We start from the raw sequence: 14820 nt of genomic DNA, 5'->3' as shown, positions 1-14820 counted from the left end.
CTCATCGACCCCCGAAGCGGCGGGAGCGAGACTGGAAATCAAGGATCGCGCGCAAGAGCTCATGCCGGTCGAAATCCGGCCAAAGGACGCTGGTGACGTAAAACTCGGCGTAGGCGATCTGCCACAGAAGGAAGTTTGACACACGCATTTCCCCGCTTGTGCGGATGACGAGGTCTGGATCAGGTACTTCGGGAACGTATAGATGCTCGGCAACCGTGTGTTCCGTGATCGCGGACGGGTCAAGGTCTCCCGCTTTGACCTCGCGCGCTATCGACCGGACAGCGTTCGCGATTTCCTCACGGCCACCGTAGTTGAGAGCGACTACCAAAGTGAGGACATCGTTGAGGGCGGTACGCTCGATGGTTCTGCGGAAGGCATCAGCGGTCTCATCTGGAAGTTCGTCGATCGCTCCAGCTACGAGGACCCGGACTCGCAACTTCTCCAGATTCGCAAGCTCGCGTTCGAGCACTTCGACGAAGAGGAGCATCAGTCCAGACACCTCGTCTTTGGGACGCGACCAGTTCTCGGATGAAAACGAGTAAATGGTGAGTGACTTGACACCAAGCTCAATTGCGCCAGCGATTAGCTCGCGCACCGCCTTAGCTCCCTCGCGGTGGCCGGCGACCCGAGGCAAACCGCGTGCGGCCGCCCATCTACCGTTGCCGTCCATGATGACAGCGATGTGTGCGGGAATACGTGCGCGGTCAATGCGCGCGAAAAGCTCTGGACCAGGTGGGCTCGCGAAGAAGGAAGGAACGACGACGTCACGTGAAGTCACGGGACTAGACCTCCATGATCTCTGCTTCTTTGCGCTTGAGCGCTTCGTCGATATCGGCGATGTGCTTGTCCGTGATCTTCTGAATCTCGGCCTCGGCGCGGTGCAGGTCGTCTTGGGTGATCTCCCCCGCCTTCTCGGCCCTCTTTATTCTTTCATTAGCTTCACGCCGAATGTTGCGGCATGCGACGCGCGCTTCCTCCGTATAGCCACGGCATATCTTGACAAGTTCCCTTCGGCGCTCTTCGGTGAGCGGCGGGAATGGGACTCTGATGAGCTGGCCGTCGTTCATGGGGTTCAGCCCGAGATCGGAACCGCGTATCGCCTTCTCGATCGCGTTCATCGCCGTCTTGTCGTACGGTTGAACGACAAGGAGCTGCGGTTCAGGGGTGCTCACTGACGCAATCTGAAGGAGTGGGGTCGCTACCCCGTAGTACTCCACCATCACCTTCTCTAAGATCGCGCCAGATGCTCGACCTGTTCGCACAGCTGCAAACTCATGCGCCAGCGAAGCGAGCGTTTTGTCCATGTGTTCCGACGCATCTTTGATCGTCGCTGCGGTCATCAGCTCTCTCCTCTCACTGTGGTCCCGACTTTCTCACCCATGAGCGCACGCCGGATGTTTCCTTCCGTCTCGATGTTGAACACAAGTATCGGAAGATTGTTGTCCATGCAAAGTGAGATCGCAGTGGAGTCCATCACCTGGATTCCACGGTTGAGAACTTCGATGTAGGTGAGCTCTTCGAACCTCACGGCGTTGGGGTTGGTCTTTGGGTCGGTGTCGTAGACGCCATCGACTTTGGTTGCCTTCATGATGCACTCCGCACCGATCTCGAGCGCCCTCAGTGCGGCGGCGGTGTCGGTGGTGAAGTACGGATTGCCAGTTCCAGCGGCGAAAATGACGACGCGGCCCTTTTCGATGTGCCGTATGGCACGTCTGCGGATGTAGGGTTCAGCGATAGCCTGCATCTCAATGGCGCTCATCACCCGTGTGAACACGCCACTTCGCTCAAGCGAATCCTGTAGCGCGAGAGAGTTCATCATGGTAGCGAGCATGCCCATGTAATCCGCTTGAGCACGGTCCATTCCCGATGAGGCGGCGGCGAGCCCTCTGAAGATGTTGCCGCCGCCGACGACGACAGCAACTTGGACGCCCGCGTCGACGACTGGCTTGATCTGAGAGGACAGCATCTCGAGCACCGCTGGATCGATGCCGTTGGCCGCATCGCCCATGAGCGCTTCACCTGATAGCTTTAGCAACACCCTTCGAAAGCGGAACTGCTCCACGCCGCATCCTTCCCTCTCATCTGGTCCGTTCTTGCTACATTCGCACTGTGACAGCATACAGCACACGGGCCGGTGCTCGCGCACCGGCCCGTGTGCTAGCGGCCTCTGACTTCAGAGGCCGGCCTTGCGTCACTGATCCGAGGATTCCGCGGTCTCTCCGAGCACGAAACGCGTGAACCGGACGATTTCGATTCCGGTCCCCAGTTCCTTTGCGACGCGATCCGTATACGCGGAAACGCTGGAGTCCGGATCCTTCACAAAATCCTGCTCGAGAAGACAGACTTCCTTGTAGAACTTGTCGAGACGGCCGCGAGCGATCTTCTCCTGAATGGCTTCAGGTTTGCCGCTCTCGGCTGCCTGTGCTTTGTATATGTCCATCTCATGCTCAACGATGCTGGAGGGCATGTCGTCACGATGCACGGCGATCGGTGACGTGGCCGCGATCTGCATCGCGATGTCGCGGGCGAACGCCGCGAAGACGGTGGAGGTCGCGGCTTCGTCGCTTGTGGCGGCAATCTCGGTCATCACTCCGATGTTTCCTACACCGTGGATGTAGATCGTGATAGCGCCCGCATCCGAACCAAGTTCGTAGCGCTCAAAGCGAGGAACTTGGATGTTCTCGCCGATTCGTCCGACACTCTCGCCGAGCACGGCCTCAAACGTCATGTCTCGGTCGGTGAAGGTCTGCGCCATCAGTTCCGAGATGTCCGACGGGGCCGCACCCGCAACATGCGTCGCGATTTCGGTGACAAAGGTCTTGAAATCGGCGTTGCGGGCGACGAAGTCGGTCTCGCAGTTCAGCTCAACGAGCGCGCCTGTGCGCCCGTCATCACTTACATACCCGCCGATGACTCCTTCGTTGGTGGCGCGGCCCGCCTTCTTTGCCAGCGCCGCTAGGCCCTTGGTGCGCAAAATATCAACAGCGGCATCCATATCCCCTTGGGATTCTGTGAGGGCCTTCTTGCACTCCATCATGCCCGCGCCAGTGCACTCGCGCAGGTCCTTAACCATCTTGGCAGTGATCTCCATTGACGCATCTCCCATTACGGCTAGTTGGGTCTTGTACTCCGAGGTGTGCTGTTTACTCGACCGCCTCAGTTGTCTCGGCGGCCTCCGCAGTCTCAATCACCTCTGAGGGGGGCTCTTCAGCGGACTCCGGGACGGACGCGGCAACGGCCTTGGAAGCTGGAGCGGTCGCGGCAGCTTCGACAGACGGGCCTTCAAGCGCCGCGCGTCCCTCGATGGAAGCATCAGCGATGACGCGGCACATCAAGGCGACAGAACGGATCGCGTCGTCGTTGGCTGGGATGACAAAGTCGACTTCGTCAGGGTCAGCGTTAGTGTCGACCAGTCCGATGATCGGAATGTTCAGTCGGCGCGCCTCGGCAACGGCGATGGCTTCACGCTTGGTGTCCACCAAGAACATCGCGGATGGCAACGTTTTCATCTCACGGATACCCGAAAGGTTCCGATCGAGCTTGTCGCGCTCCTTGCCGAGCAGGATTTGTTCCTTCTTGGGAAGAGCGTTCATGGTGCCGTTCTCGATCATGGTCTCGAGTTCGACGAGGCGGTCGACACGTGTGCGCATGGTGACAAAGTTGGTGAGCATCCCACCCAGCCAGCGCTGGTTCACGTACGGATTGCCAGAGCGCTCGGCCTCGGATTGAATCGGCTCTTGCGCTTGCTTTTTGGTGCCTACGAAGAGGATGTGACCTCCCCTGGCCGCGACGTCACGGGTGAACCGGTAAGCGGTGTCGAGTTCACGGAGCGTGCGCTGCAAGTCGAAGATGTATATCCCGCTACGTTCGGTGAAGATATACGGTTGCATCTTCGGGTTCCAGCGGCGGGTCTGGTGTCCGAAGTGGACACCGGCCTCGAGAAGACTCCTCATCGAGACGACAGGCATGATGGTACCTCCTTCGATTCTGGTTCGTCCTCCACCCGCTGTCGTTCCCCGGCAGGTCTACTTGCTGTCAGCGACAGCAAGTCACCGAACCTCCGGAGTCGGCGGGTGTGTGTGATAAAAGCCGGAGTATCGTAACACATCGGCAAGTGAATGACAGAAGCGCTACCCAAACGCCTTCGCGCACATTGGGCAGACCACGTGGGCGTCGTACCAGCCGAGCCTGTCCGGCTGGGAAACGAGCTCGATAACGAGTTCGACTTCGCACGCGGGGCACCAGAGTCGCCGAGGCAATCGCGCATGTTGGATGAAACGTTCAGCGTCGCACTCGCGATCTTTGACCATCAGGCGAAAGGTTTCGACCGGAGAGTGTCGACCCGCCATGAACTCGAGAGTGGCCCGGATCTTCTCGGCAACCTCAATGGGTTTGGCTTCATTCTTGATGAGGTAGTCGATGGCGCCCATCTCGATGCCGCGCTCGATGTCGGATTGCTGTCCTAAGTTGGACAAGATAAGCACTGGAATCTGACTGAGGCGCGGGTCGCCGTGCATCGTTTGGAGTACCTCAAGGCCACTCATCTTGGGCATGATGAGGTCGAGCAACACGAGGTCGATGATCTCGCGACGCATGATTTCGAGGGCTTCCGCTCCATCTCCCGCCGAAAACACCTGATAGCCCTCATCGGTAAGCTTCTCGGTGTAGATCTTGCGAAGTAGCCGGGTGTCTTCGACCACGAGTATCCGCGGCTGATTCATGTGTTCGTCCCTTCGCGTCTTGTCTGTGTCAGTCGACGTACACTTGGGCCGAGTGAAGTCTTGCTCGCAGCCGGAGGACGGCTTTGGTGTGGAGTTGGCTCACACGCGATTCTGTGACCCCCAACACGCGTCCGATCTCTTTGAGGGTGAGTCCCTCGTAGTAGTAGAGCGCGATCACGATGCGCTCACGCTCCGGGAGGCGTTCGATGGCCCCCGTGAGGATTTCACGCACCTCTGCGCTCTCGAAGGAGGCGACGGGATCATCGGCGTTGTGGTCAGGTATCGAAGATGCGCCGTCACCGCGGTCTTCCCTGTCTGCGCCTCCTATCCACAACTCTTCGAAAGATACCACCGAGGTGTACGAAAGCTTCGAGAGGATATCCCTCAGATCACCCGTCGACACGCCGATCTCCTCGGCGATTTCAGGATCGGTTGGCGCCCTGCGCAGACGGTTCTCCAAGACGATGTATGCATTTTCGATCTCTCGCGCGCGTGAACGGACCGAGCGCGGCACCCAGTCCATCGAGCGGAGCTCGTCGATGATCGCACCCTTGATTCGTGCGATAGCGTACGTCTCGAACTTGATGTTGCGATCGAGATCGAACTTCTCAATAGCGTCGATCAGCCCGAACAGCCCGTAGCTCACGAGGTCGGCGGTATCAACCGTTTGCGGGAGGCTTGTGGATACACGGCCCGCGACATACTTAACGAGGGGTGAGTAGTTGAGGATCAAGTGCTCGCGCGCGTCCGCGTCACCGGTCTCCTTGTATTTGGCCCAGAGGGCGGATGCGTCCGTCCGTGGGTCGCTCTTCATGTAGCCATGCCCCTCGCTCGCGCCGGCACGCACGCGGCCCCTAGGCGCGGGGATGTGCACGTCTGTGCACGTCCTGTACTCGCTTCGTGCTCACGTGAGTATAGAACTGCGTGGTGGTCAGCGCAACGTGACCGAGCAGTTCCTGAACCGTGCGCAAGTCAGCCCCCCCTTCGAGCAAATGTGTTGCGAAGGAGTGCCGCAGAGTGTGCGGCGTGTGGCCCGCCGTCACTCCGGCGGTCATAAGGTGGCGCTTGAGAACCCGTCGAAGCGCATCTGGAGTGATGGGATTTCCACGCGTTGAGAGAAATACTGCATCTGTGGCTTGCCGGATTAGGAAGGGGCGCCCCTCGTTAAGATAGGCGCTGAGCCGACGTATCGCAAAGCGATGTAGAGGCACGATGCGGTCACGTCCGCCCTTACCATGCACGGTCATCAAACCCGCAACCACGTCGAGTGTATTGAGTGTCAAGCCGCAAAGCTCCGCTGCACGCACCCCGGTTGCATAGAGGGTCTCTAGGATAGCTCGATCTCTCAGGCCAGCTGGCGTGGCGGGATCGGGTGCGTCAAGCAGCAGGCGGAGTTCGTGTTGGGCTGCGATTGACGGCATCTTTCTGGTGATTCGCGGAGTGTGCACCGCCTGCGTGGGGTCTGCGTCGATTACACCGGCGCTTGCCAGGTAAGAGTAGTAGGCCCGGACGGCCGAAAACCGCCGCGCGATCGTTTTACGGGCGTAGCCAGCGGAATCGAGCTCGCCGAGAAACCGGCGAACGTCGCGGTGAGACAGATCAAATACGGCTAGCTCGCACCGGTCAGCCCACTCAAGGAACGCGCGCAGGTCACCTGCGTAGGCACGAACCGTATTGGGCGAGAGGCCCCGCTCGTGGGAGAGGTGCATAAGAAAGCGATCCGTTGCCGCGTGTGCACCCAAGTTCCCATCGGCTGATCGGTCTGGATCATGCACTCTGTTCTCCAGGGGCAATAGCGGCGGTTTCAAAGAGTGAATGCCCAGCGCGCCACAGGTCGAAATCGTCGCGGGCTCGCTTCCCGTACATGGCGTAGCGCTCACGCTTGCCTCTGACCGGCGGATCGAGAGGTGGCACGAGGCCCCAGTTGACGTGCATGGGCTGGTAGGGTGCGGTGTCCTCATTCGTAGCGTACTCGAGAAGTGCGCCAAGCGCAGTGGTTGCTGGGAGTACTACTGGCGGGTGACCGTCGCGCTCGGCCGTGATATTGAGTGCGGCGATCAGGCCGCTCGCGGCGGCTTCGAGATAGCCCTCAGTACCAGTAATCTGGCCAGCGAGTCGTATGCGTGGCTCGGCGCGTAACGCGAGGGTCTTGGTAAGGAGGCGCGGCGCGTCAACGAACGTGTTGCGGTGCATCACCCCAAAACGGAGGAACTCGGCTCGCCCGAGCCCGGGAATGCGCGAGAAGATGCTGCGCTGCTCGGGGAAGGTGAGGTTTGTCTGAAACCCGACGATGTTGTACGCGGTGCCCGCGGTGTTCTCGGGGCGCAGCTGGACAACGGCCCATGGGCGCATGCCGCTAACGGGGTCGATGAGGCCGACCGGTTTTAGCGGGCCGAATCGAAGCGCGTCCACTCCTCGGCGAGCAACCTCCTCCACCGGCTGACACGCCTGGAAAAGATCAGCGGTCTCGAACTTTTTCTTCACGACCTGCTTTGCGGAGACGAGCTCGGATATGAAGCGCTCGTACTCATCGCGGTTCATGGGGCAGTTGAGGTAATCGGCCCCGCCGCCCTTTCCGTAGCGAGAAGCGGCGAAGACACGTTCACGATCGATCGACTCACCATCGACGATGGGGGCGGCGGCGTCATAGAACGCAAGACGCTCTCTTCCGATCAAGTCGCCAAGCACTGTCTCGAGCGCGGGTGAAGTGAGCGGGCCGGTAGCTACGATGACAGGGCCGTTCGTTGGAATAGTTGTCACCTCTTCCCGGATGAGTTCTATCGAAGGATGATCCGAGACCATCTCAGTGAGGAGGCGCGAGAAGCGCTGACGGTCGACTGCGAGTGCGGCACCTGCTGGCACGCGTGTTTGCTCGGCGGCTCTCATCAGGTGGGAACCGAGGGAGGTAAGTTCTGATTTTAGCGCGCCACTGGCGGTCGCTGGGCAGGTACCCTTGAAAGAGTTTGAGCACACAAGCTCAGCGAGGGCATCGGTGCAGTGCGCCGGTCCGGAGACGTGGGGCCGCATCTCGTAAAGGCGGACGCGGAAGTCGTGATCGGCTAGCTGGAGCGCGGCCTCGGTACCGGCAAGACCGCCGCCGATCACGGTAACTCTCTCGGCCGACCCCATCAAATGCCCTCCATTGAGTGTCGTTGAACAGGCTCACCTTGATTGTACCGCCCCTACACTCGCCGACGGCCGGATTTTCACGTCACCTTCACTGCCCCGTAACGTCCGTCGGGGTAACGCTTGATCGAGCCTTTGAGTTCCAGGAGGGTAATCGCGTGAACAACCTCGATGATGTCCATCACGCACTCGCGAGCGATATCGTCTGGCCGCATCGGAGTGGCTCTCAGCGCAGAGAGGATCTGGTTGCCGCTGACCGCCGCAAAGGTCTCCGGTATGGTTTCGCGACCGAGCGCCCCCGCTAACTCAGACACGTCGGTCATCGGCTGCGCGCCCTGGCTGATCAGTCGATTTGACCCGCGCGACTCTGGCGAAAGAATCGATCCTGGTACGGCGAAGACATCCCTTCCAAGCTCTAGCGCAAAGTCGGCGGTGGTAAATGTTCCACTTGGCAGGCCAGCCTCGGTTACAAGGAGTGCTCGACCCAGAGCCGCGATCAAGCGGTTGCGTTTGACGAAGGTCCAACGAGCTGGTGGCGCATTCCACGGGAACTCCGAGACCACCACCGCATGGACTCTCAACAACGAGAGCAAGCCATATGCTGACGGAGGGTAATTGACGTCCGCACCGCATGGCAGGACAGCGACCGTCGGGCCGTTAGACGCGAGCGCCGCTTCATGGGCCGCACAGTCACACCCAATGGCGGCACCCGAGACCACGGTGATTCCTCGGGAGGCAGACCAGCCAGCGAAAAGACGCGTGCATGCAAGGCCGTACGGCGTTGCTCGGCGGGCGCCAACGATGGCGAGGGAATCGGTGGACATGAGCGCAGGGTTCCCGAAACCGTAGAGGCGCGCCGGGGGATCGGACAGGTCCTCAAGTGCCGAAGGATATCCAGGCGCGCCTCGTTCAATCTCCCACTGTTGTCCGGCCTTCTCCTTCACGATTCCTGCTTCCGGTAGCTGACCGCTTCGATAACGTGATGCTTCTGTACAGCGCTCGCTTGATCGAGATCGGCGATCGTGCGAGCGACACGCAACAGTCGAGTGACTCCCCGGCCAGACAGATGGCACGATCTGGCAAGCATAGAGACGACATCGGCGACCCCGGGACTCATGCGGCACGCGTCGATCAACGCAGCTCCGCTCAGCACGGCGTTGCGGGAACGACCTTGTGCGCTAGCGACCTCCAGTGCCTGCCGGACACGCGCAGCAACACTCGAGCTGTCCTCTCCGGTAGCCATCCGGACAATCAACTCAGGCTCGATGCGCTCAACGTCGAGGGCAAGATCGATCCGGTCCATGAGCGGACCGCCGACCCGATTGCGATACCGGGTGACAACCGCATGCGTGCACGTGCAGTGTCGTACGGGATCGCCCAGATAACCGCACGGACACGGATTTGCCGCACCCACGAGAGAGAAGCGTGCGGGAAAGCTCACTCTGCCCTCAGCGCGAACGAGAACGATCCGGCCGTCTTCCATCGGCTGACGCAACGTCTGCAGGGACGAAGGACCAAACTCCGGCAGCTCGTCGAGGAAGAGCACACCATTGTGGGCAAGACTCACCTCGCCAGGTCGAGGGGGTGCCCCACCCCCAACCAGTCCCGCGATCGAAGCGCTGTGATGGGGCGCTCTGAACGGTCGACTGCCAGAGAGGATCGGCAGTTCGTCGAGTCCGGCAACCGAATGGACAACGGCTGATTCAACTCGCTCCTCGTCATCGAGCGGCGGGAGAATGCCGGGAAGACGCCGGGCAAGCATCGTCTTGCCGGAACCCGGCGGGCCACTGAGCAACAGGTTGTGCCCACCGGCAGCCGCGATTTCCAACGCGCGCTTGGCAAGGGTGTGCCCGGCCACGTCGCTGAGGTCAGGCTCAGGAAACGCGGGTTTGTGACGATTTTGGGGCGCTTTCTCAGTCCGGTCGCCGAGTATTGAGCGCAGTGACTCAAGAGGCCGGTAGCGCAATCCCCCGAGGGTTCTGAGCGCGTCAGCCGCCTGGCACGGACCGAAAAGAGCGTGTCCATCAGCAACGGAAGCCAGTCCGTGAGCGAGCATTCCGGGAACGCACCGCACACTTCCGTCGAGCGCCACCTCTCCGACGGCCCGGTGTTGTTCCATCAACTCAGCGGGAATCTGGCCGGTAGCGACGAGAAGCGCGAGTGCGATAGGCAAGTCGAATCCAGTCCCATGCTTGCGGAGCGGCCCGGGGGCGAGGTTGACGACCACTCGCGCGTTGGGAAAGGTATAGCCGCTGGCCCGGATAGCCGCCCGGACACGCTCTCTCGCTTCAAGTACCGCCGCATCTCCGAGACCGACGATGGTAAACGCGGGCAGTCCGCACGCGACGTCGATCTGAACCTCCACGGGTACCGCTTGCGTGCCAACGAGTGTGGAGGTTCCGACACACGCTTGTCCGGTCAGTGACGCCTTCACAGCGTGAACGCGGCGCGATGATGCCTGAGCACCGCGCGATCCTCGGCGATCGGGTAGATCGCGATCACGTCGAATCGGACTGGGCATGTGTCGAGCCCGGCTTTCGCAACATAATGGCGCGCAACGCGCGCAAGACGTCGCTGCTTGTTTTCGGAGACCGCCTCTTCGGCGGTTCCCGCATTTAGGCTCCGCCGCGTCTTGACCTCGACTATTACGAGCTCATCAGCGTCAAGTCCGATGATGTCGGCCTCACCTGACGTACACCGCCAGTTCCGCTCCACAACAGTCATTCCGGTCCGTTCGAGGTACGCTGCCGCCGCGTCCTCACCCCTTCGAGCCATTTCATTACGATCCATGGAATCCTCCTCTCACCGCAGGCGGACACATGGTGGCACACGGGTGTCAAACCATTTCTATCCATGGTCTGACCGAGAAGTCCTGAGGTTCGATACCGATGCGCCGAAAGATGGTGCTTTCTTGGCGGCGGGATGCGTGGCGTCCTGGAGTCTAAAAGAGGGTCAAGTCACGTGAGCACGGTGCGAAGGAGCGGCGATGAACGGGCGTAACCCCGCAGGAGCGGATCGCCGCAAGGTGCCCCGGTGTTCCGTAACCCTTGTTGACCCCAAGTTCCCACTCCGGATACACCTGTTCGAGTCGTTGCATGACTTGGTCGCGGGCGACTTTGGCGACAATCGACGCGGCGGCGATAGCGGCAACCTTGGAGTCGCCCTTAAACACGTTTGTCTCGGCAAGGTCGAGGCCGAAGGCGTGTCCATCGGTCAACGCGTGATCTGGAGCGGGCTCGAGCGCCGCCAAAGCGCGCTCGATGCCACGGCGGATCGCTACAGTGATTCCGAGCGCGTCGATCACGTGTGCTGCTACATGAGTGACACAAAGACTCACCGCGACCTTGCTGACGTCTGTGGCGACGCGCTCCCTCACTCGGGGATCAAGCGCCTTGGAGTCATCGAGTCCATCGATGATCACGTTCGGAGGAAGGATGACGGCCGCGACCGTGACTGGTCCAGCAAGGGCGCCCCGGCCGACCTCATCGACTCCCGCCACAGCGGTGAAGCCTTGGTCTCGTAGCGAGCGCTCGAGTTGGCCAAGGGCGTGCAGACGGGCTCGCTCGCGCATCTGGGAATCGCGGCGCCGCCGAGCAGCCTCGACATGCCGCTTCACACTTATCCGAGGATCGCTAGCGAACTCCTCGATGAGAGCTTCCAGCTCTTGACCGCGGGCGGCCGCAAGCAATGCCTTGCACTCGGTTACACCGATCCGCACACCGCACCCCTTCGTCAGGGCCGAGACAAAACGGCCCCGGTAATCCGGGGCCGTTTTGTGAAACTCGTGATCACATCGCGATCAGTACGCCTTCTCCTTGAGCCGGGCGGCTTTGCCGATCTTATCTCGAAGGAAATACAGCTTCGAGCGGCGAACCTTGCCCCGGCCGACAATTTCGACCTGCATGATCTTTGGCGAGTGGACGGGAAACGTGCGCTCGACACCCACACTGAAGGAAATCTTTCGAACGGTGAACGTCTCGCGGTTACTCGAACCGTGACGCCGGATCACGACGCCCTGGAAGACCTGGACGCGCTCACGGGTGCCTTCCACTACGCGGTAGTGCACTTTGACATTGTCACCGACCTGAAACTCGGGCAGGTCGTCTCGAATTTGTTGCTGCTCGATCGCTCGGATGATGTTCATCGGAATTCCCTTACGGTTCGTCTATCTCTGTCTACCAGGCGCGCCCCAGGCGCAAGTGTGTACTATAGCGGCGCATAGATGCCGATGCAACACGTCCAGTTGGTATAGGCTCGCCGATTCGTGGTGAGCCGACACGCTATCGAAGTGGGCCGATTCTGTCGAGCGGCCAGTAGATCGCGAATCCTCTGCCCTGGATGAACTCCCGGTCGACAGGCCCCATGAAGCGGCTGTCCCCGCTGTTGGGCCGGTTGTCCCCCATCAGCCAGTACTCGTTGTCGGCGAGCGTCACGGGCATCAAGAGGTTGCCCGGCTCGGTGGTCACTCCATCGAGGTACGGCTCATCGAGACGCTCACCGTCCACGTACACCTTTCCATTATTGATGTCGAGCGTCTGGCCGCTTACGGCTATCACTCGCTTGATGAGTTGCGGATGGCGTCCGGTAGGATCGTCGAACACAACGATGTCGCCCGGTTGCACATTTCGGAACCGGTAGGTGATCTTCTCGGCCAGGACACGATCTCCCGACATGATCGTGGGTTCCATGGAGCCTGTGGGTATGACGAAGGGCTGTACGACAAAGGTCTTGATGCCCTGCGCCAAGAGGAACGCGAGGGCGACCATGATCGCGGTCTCCAGTAGCCAGCGCACAAAACTCGGACTCTTGGTCTGCTGCCCTTCAACGGTGATGGGGGCTTGCGGCACGTGACCGTCCGCGCCAGGAACAGCGTCCCCTCGCGCATCCGGCGACGCACCGCGTACCGGCTCCACGTCACTCACTGCTACTCTCCTTTCGAGCCGCCTCGGCGAGGCGGCGTTCGTCGTCAGTCAGCCGTGCGGACTCAATGAGGTCGGGCCGGACTCGCGCGGTTCGTATTATCGCCTGCTCCCTGCGAAAACGGGCGATTTTCGCGTGATCGCCGCTGAGCAGCACGCCGGGCACGCTCATCCCTTCGAACACCTCGGGACGGGTGTATTGAGGATACTCTAACAGTCCGTGAGAGAACGACTCGTCTGTGATGGACGATTCGTCGCCTAGAACGCCTGGCAAAAGGCGTGTGACGGCGTCGACAACGACCATCGCGGGCAGTTCCCCTCCGGTGGTCACATAATCGCCTATGGACAGCGCCATACCGGCAAGTGAGAGTGCGCGCTCATCGAACCCTTCGTACCTGCCACATACGAGAATCAGACGTTTGCGTGTGGACAGGCCGAGCGCGATTTCCTGGTTAAACGGCGTCCCTCCCGGGGTCAAGAACACGATGGTCCCGTCTCCGGGCGGCATGGATTCAACCGCGTGAACAGCGGCGAAGAGGGGCTCGGGCTTCATGACCATGCCCGGACCGCCGCCATACGGATAGTCATCGGTGGAGCGGTGCCGGTCGAAAGCGTAATCACGAAGATCGTGGACGCGTAAGTCAAGGTGCCCGCGGTCACGGGCGATTCCGATCATCGATGCGGACATCGGGGAATCGAACATCTCCGGGAAGATGGTGATGATGTCGATGACCACAATTCAGCCCTCGTCAATCAGACCTTCGAGCAGACGGACTCGCGCCGAGCGTAAGTCGGGGCGAACTTCAAGCACCACGTCTGTGATTACGGGGAGCAGGACTTCGCCATACCTCTCGCCCGCAACCACCCACACATCATTAGCACCGGTATGGATGATCCCGGTGACTACGCCTAAGAGTCCGCGCTTCTCATCGAAGACGGAGAACCCCACCAAATCGAGCGGCGGTTCTGAAAATCCCGCCGGCAGTTGCTCCGGACGGGCGACAAGAGTGCGGCCACGTAGCGCCTCGGCCGTCGAGCGGTCGCTGATCCCGGACACCTTGACAAGCGGGCCCTTTGGACCGGGGCGTATCGCTTCGATGGCGCCGTATCGCGGACCGGACGCTGGCGGCACGAACCATACCTCCGTGCCCAGCAGCGATTCGACGGGCCATTTGCCAAGCGGTGCTACTGAAAGCTCCCCCCGGGTACCGTGGACCCTGACGACGCGAGCGACGGGGACGAATGGGGTGTCGCACATGCCCGTTACCCCAAGACCTCCACGTCGACGTGAGCACCGTCGACACTAGCGGCGGCCCTGACCAGGGTGCGAATCGCTTTGATGATCCTGCCCTGTCGTCCGATCACCTTACCGACGTCATCGGGGTTGACTGATACCTCGTACGTTGTCGACGTGCCAGAGATCTTCTTCGCTATGACGACAGCGTCGACGTCGTCCACAAGAGAGGTCACGAGGTAGCGTACCAGGGCCTCCGGGTCAGCCGAGGGGGACATGCGCATCGACCGCCCTACTCGGACTTGGCGTCAGCGGCGGATGGCGCGTCACTCGCTTCGCCTTCGGTCGCGGCAGCGTCTGGCACCTGCGCTTGCTCCTCAGCGGCTTTAGCAGCGGCTTCTGACTCGGCTAAGGCTTTGGCCTGGGCCTTCTTGGACAACTTCTCATCCTTGACGGGAGCGTGTGCCTCGGGGCTCTTAGCGATCTTGTAGAGCTTTTCAACAGTCTCGGTCATCTGCGCGCCCTTCGCGACCCACGCTTCGGTGCGCTCGATGTCGAGATCGATGAAGCTTGGTTCGGTGCGCGGGTTGTATCGGCCGAGGATCTCTAGGAACCGGCCGTCGCGCGGAGAGCGGGAATCAGCAGCGACGATGCGGTAGAAGGGGGCCTTCTTCGCACCTGCGCGCGCAAGGCGGATCTTGACTGCCAACGTTCACCTCCGGATAGGGTGGCCGCATGCGCGAACCACGGGAACACAAAGCGACTGCTTATGATATTGCATACCCCGAGCCGGGTCAAAGAAGAATCCCATTCCGGTTCT

19 protein-coding genes are annotated in these 14820 nt (G+C 60.8%); all 19 read right to left on the bottom strand.

Features of this window, described 5'->3' with window-relative positions; translation table 11 throughout:
* Position 1: 1 nt before the first annotated feature.
* A complete protein-coding gene (gene uppS / locus KGZ40_06510; protein MBS3957162.1) occupies positions 2-670 on the bottom strand; it encodes a di-trans,poly-cis-decaprenylcistransferase in 669 nt (222 codons plus the stop codon).
* A gap of 112 nt (positions 671-782) precedes the next feature.
* Complete coding sequence (frr, locus tag KGZ40_06505; GenBank protein MBS3957161.1) at positions 783-1340, bottom strand: ribosome recycling factor; 558 nt, start codon at positions 1338-1340, stop codon at positions 783-785.
* On the bottom strand, positions 1340-2062 hold the full coding sequence (locus KGZ40_06500) for a UMP kinase (GenBank protein MBS3957160.1): 723 nt from the start codon (positions 2060-2062) through the stop codon (positions 1340-1342). Before KGZ40_06500 ends, frr begins: the two co-directional genes overlap by 1 nt.
* A 129-nt stretch (positions 2063-2191) precedes the next feature.
* Positions 2192-3091 carry an elongation factor Ts gene (locus KGZ40_06495; GenBank protein MBS3957159.1) on the bottom strand — a complete coding sequence of 300 codons (900 nt, stop codon included), beginning with the start codon at positions 3089-3091 and terminating at the stop codon, positions 2192-2194.
* Positions 3092-3143: 52 nt separating this feature from the next.
* Entirely contained in the window at positions 3144-3968 is an 825-nt protein-coding gene (gene rpsB / locus KGZ40_06490; protein ID MBS3957158.1) for a 30S ribosomal protein S2, read from the bottom strand.
* Between the two features lie 162 nt (positions 3969-4130).
* A complete protein-coding gene (locus tag KGZ40_06485; protein MBS3957157.1) occupies positions 4131-4721 on the bottom strand; it encodes a response regulator in 591 nt (196 codons plus the stop codon).
* 28 nt (positions 4722-4749) lie between these two features.
* A complete protein-coding gene (gene whiG, locus KGZ40_06480; GenBank protein MBS3957156.1) occupies positions 4750-5535 on the bottom strand; it encodes an RNA polymerase sigma factor WhiG in 786 nt (261 codons plus the stop codon).
* Between the two features lie 40 nt (positions 5536-5575).
* On the bottom strand, positions 5576-6430 hold the full coding sequence (locus KGZ40_06475; GenBank protein MBS3957155.1) for a tyrosine recombinase: 855 nt from the start codon (positions 6428-6430) through the stop codon (positions 5576-5578).
* A gap of 58 nt (positions 6431-6488) precedes the next feature.
* The gene (gene trmFO / locus KGZ40_06470; protein ID MBS3957154.1) at positions 6489-7850 is read right to left on the bottom strand and encodes a methylenetetrahydrofolate--tRNA-(uracil(54)-C(5))-methyltransferase (FADH(2)-oxidizing) TrmFO; all 1362 of its coding nucleotides are present in this window, start codon (positions 7848-7850) and stop codon (positions 6489-6491) included.
* Between the two features lie 77 nt (positions 7851-7927).
* Positions 7928-8791 (bottom strand): DNA-processing protein DprA, encoded by an 864-nt coding sequence (gene dprA / locus KGZ40_06465; GenBank protein MBS3957153.1) that lies wholly within the window; start codon positions 8789-8791, stop codon positions 7928-7930.
* Positions 8788-10368 (bottom strand): YifB family Mg chelatase-like AAA ATPase, encoded by a 1581-nt coding sequence (locus tag KGZ40_06460; GenBank protein ID MBS3957152.1) that lies wholly within the window; start codon positions 10366-10368, stop codon positions 8788-8790. The genes dprA and KGZ40_06460 overlap by 4 nt, the downstream gene beginning before the upstream one ends.
* Positions 10278-10637: a YraN family protein gene (locus tag KGZ40_06455; GenBank protein MBS3957151.1), complete on the bottom strand. Its 360-nt coding sequence runs from the start codon at positions 10635-10637 to the stop codon at positions 10278-10280. The genes KGZ40_06460 and KGZ40_06455 overlap by 91 nt, the downstream gene beginning before the upstream one ends.
* A gap of 151 nt (positions 10638-10788) precedes the next feature.
* On the bottom strand, positions 10789-11565 hold the full coding sequence (locus tag KGZ40_06450) for a ribonuclease HII (GenBank protein MBS3957150.1): 777 nt from the start codon (positions 11563-11565) through the stop codon (positions 10789-10791).
* 81 nt (positions 11566-11646) lie between these two features.
* Positions 11647-11991 carry a 50S ribosomal protein L19 gene (gene rplS, locus KGZ40_06445; GenBank protein ID MBS3957149.1) on the bottom strand — a complete coding sequence of 115 codons (345 nt, stop codon included), beginning with the start codon at positions 11989-11991 and terminating at the stop codon, positions 11647-11649.
* Positions 11992-12127: 136 nt separating this feature from the next.
* Positions 12128-12769, bottom strand: coding sequence for a signal peptidase I (lepB, locus tag KGZ40_06440; protein MBS3957148.1), 642 nt, complete (start codon positions 12767-12769; stop codon positions 12128-12130).
* Positions 12762-13502, bottom strand: a complete 741-nt coding sequence (gene trmD, locus KGZ40_06435) for a tRNA (guanosine(37)-N1)-methyltransferase TrmD (protein ID MBS3957147.1) — start codon at positions 13500-13502, stop codon at positions 12762-12764. The genes lepB and trmD overlap by 8 nt, the downstream gene beginning before the upstream one ends.
* A 3-nt stretch (positions 13503-13505) precedes the next feature.
* Positions 13506-14024 carry a 16S rRNA processing protein RimM gene (gene rimM / locus KGZ40_06430; GenBank protein MBS3957146.1) on the bottom strand — a complete coding sequence of 173 codons (519 nt, stop codon included), beginning with the start codon at positions 14022-14024 and terminating at the stop codon, positions 13506-13508.
* Between the two features lie 5 nt (positions 14025-14029).
* Complete coding sequence (locus KGZ40_06425) at positions 14030-14278, bottom strand: KH domain-containing protein (GenBank protein ID MBS3957145.1); 249 nt, start codon at positions 14276-14278, stop codon at positions 14030-14032.
* A 14-nt stretch (positions 14279-14292) separates the two neighbouring features.
* Positions 14293-14709, bottom strand: a complete 417-nt coding sequence (gene rpsP / locus KGZ40_06420) for a 30S ribosomal protein S16 (protein MBS3957144.1) — start codon at positions 14707-14709, stop codon at positions 14293-14295.
* Between the last annotated feature and the right edge of the window lie 111 nt (positions 14710-14820).

Source organism: Clostridiales bacterium (assembly GCA_018333995.1).
Lineage (GTDB): Bacteria > Actinomycetota > Coriobacteriia > Anaerosomatales > SLCP01 > JAGXSG01.
This window is presented reverse-complemented; position numbering and strand designations above follow the sequence as displayed.

Coding starts and splice junctions, on each gene's coding strand:
- frr (MBS3957161.1), bottom strand. CDS start 1,340: ATGACCGCAGCGACGATCAAAGATGCGTCGGAACACATGGACAAAACG.
- trmFO (MBS3957154.1), bottom strand. CDS start 7,850: ATGGGGTCGGCCGAGAGAGTTACCGTGATCGGCGGCGGTCTTGCCGGT.
- whiG (MBS3957156.1), bottom strand. CDS start 5,535: ATGAAGAGCGACCCACGGACGGACGCATCCGCCCTCTGGGCCAAATAC.
- rplS (MBS3957149.1), bottom strand. CDS start 11,991: ATGAACATCATCCGAGCGATCGAGCAGCAACAAATTCGAGACGACCTG.
- KGZ40_06475 (MBS3957155.1), bottom strand. CDS start 6,430: ATGCACCTCTCCCACGAGCGGGGCCTCTCGCCCAATACGGTTCGTGCC.
- KGZ40_06425 (MBS3957145.1), bottom strand. CDS start 14,278: ATGTCCCCCTCGGCTGACCCGGAGGCCCTGGTACGCTACCTCGTGACC.
- KGZ40_06495 (MBS3957159.1), bottom strand. CDS start 3,091: ATGGAGATCACTGCCAAGATGGTTAAGGACCTGCGCGAGTGCACTGGC.
- uppS (MBS3957162.1), bottom strand. CDS start 670: ATGGACGGCAACGGTAGATGGGCGGCCGCACGCGGTTTGCCTCGGGTC.
- rpsB (MBS3957158.1), bottom strand. CDS start 3,968: ATGCCTGTCGTCTCGATGAGGAGTCTTCTCGAGGCCGGTGTCCACTTC.
- KGZ40_06455 (MBS3957151.1), bottom strand. CDS start 10,637: ATGGATCGTAATGAAATGGCTCGAAGGGGTGAGGACGCGGCGGCAGCG.
- KGZ40_06485 (MBS3957157.1), bottom strand. CDS start 4,721: ATGAATCAGCCGCGGATACTCGTGGTCGAAGACACCCGGCTACTTCGC.
- KGZ40_06460 (MBS3957152.1), bottom strand. CDS start 10,368: ATGCCCAGTCCGATTCGACGTGATCGCGATCTACCCGATCGCCGAGGA.
- rimM (MBS3957146.1), bottom strand. CDS start 14,024: ATGTGCGACACCCCATTCGTCCCCGTCGCTCGCGTCGTCAGGGTCCAC.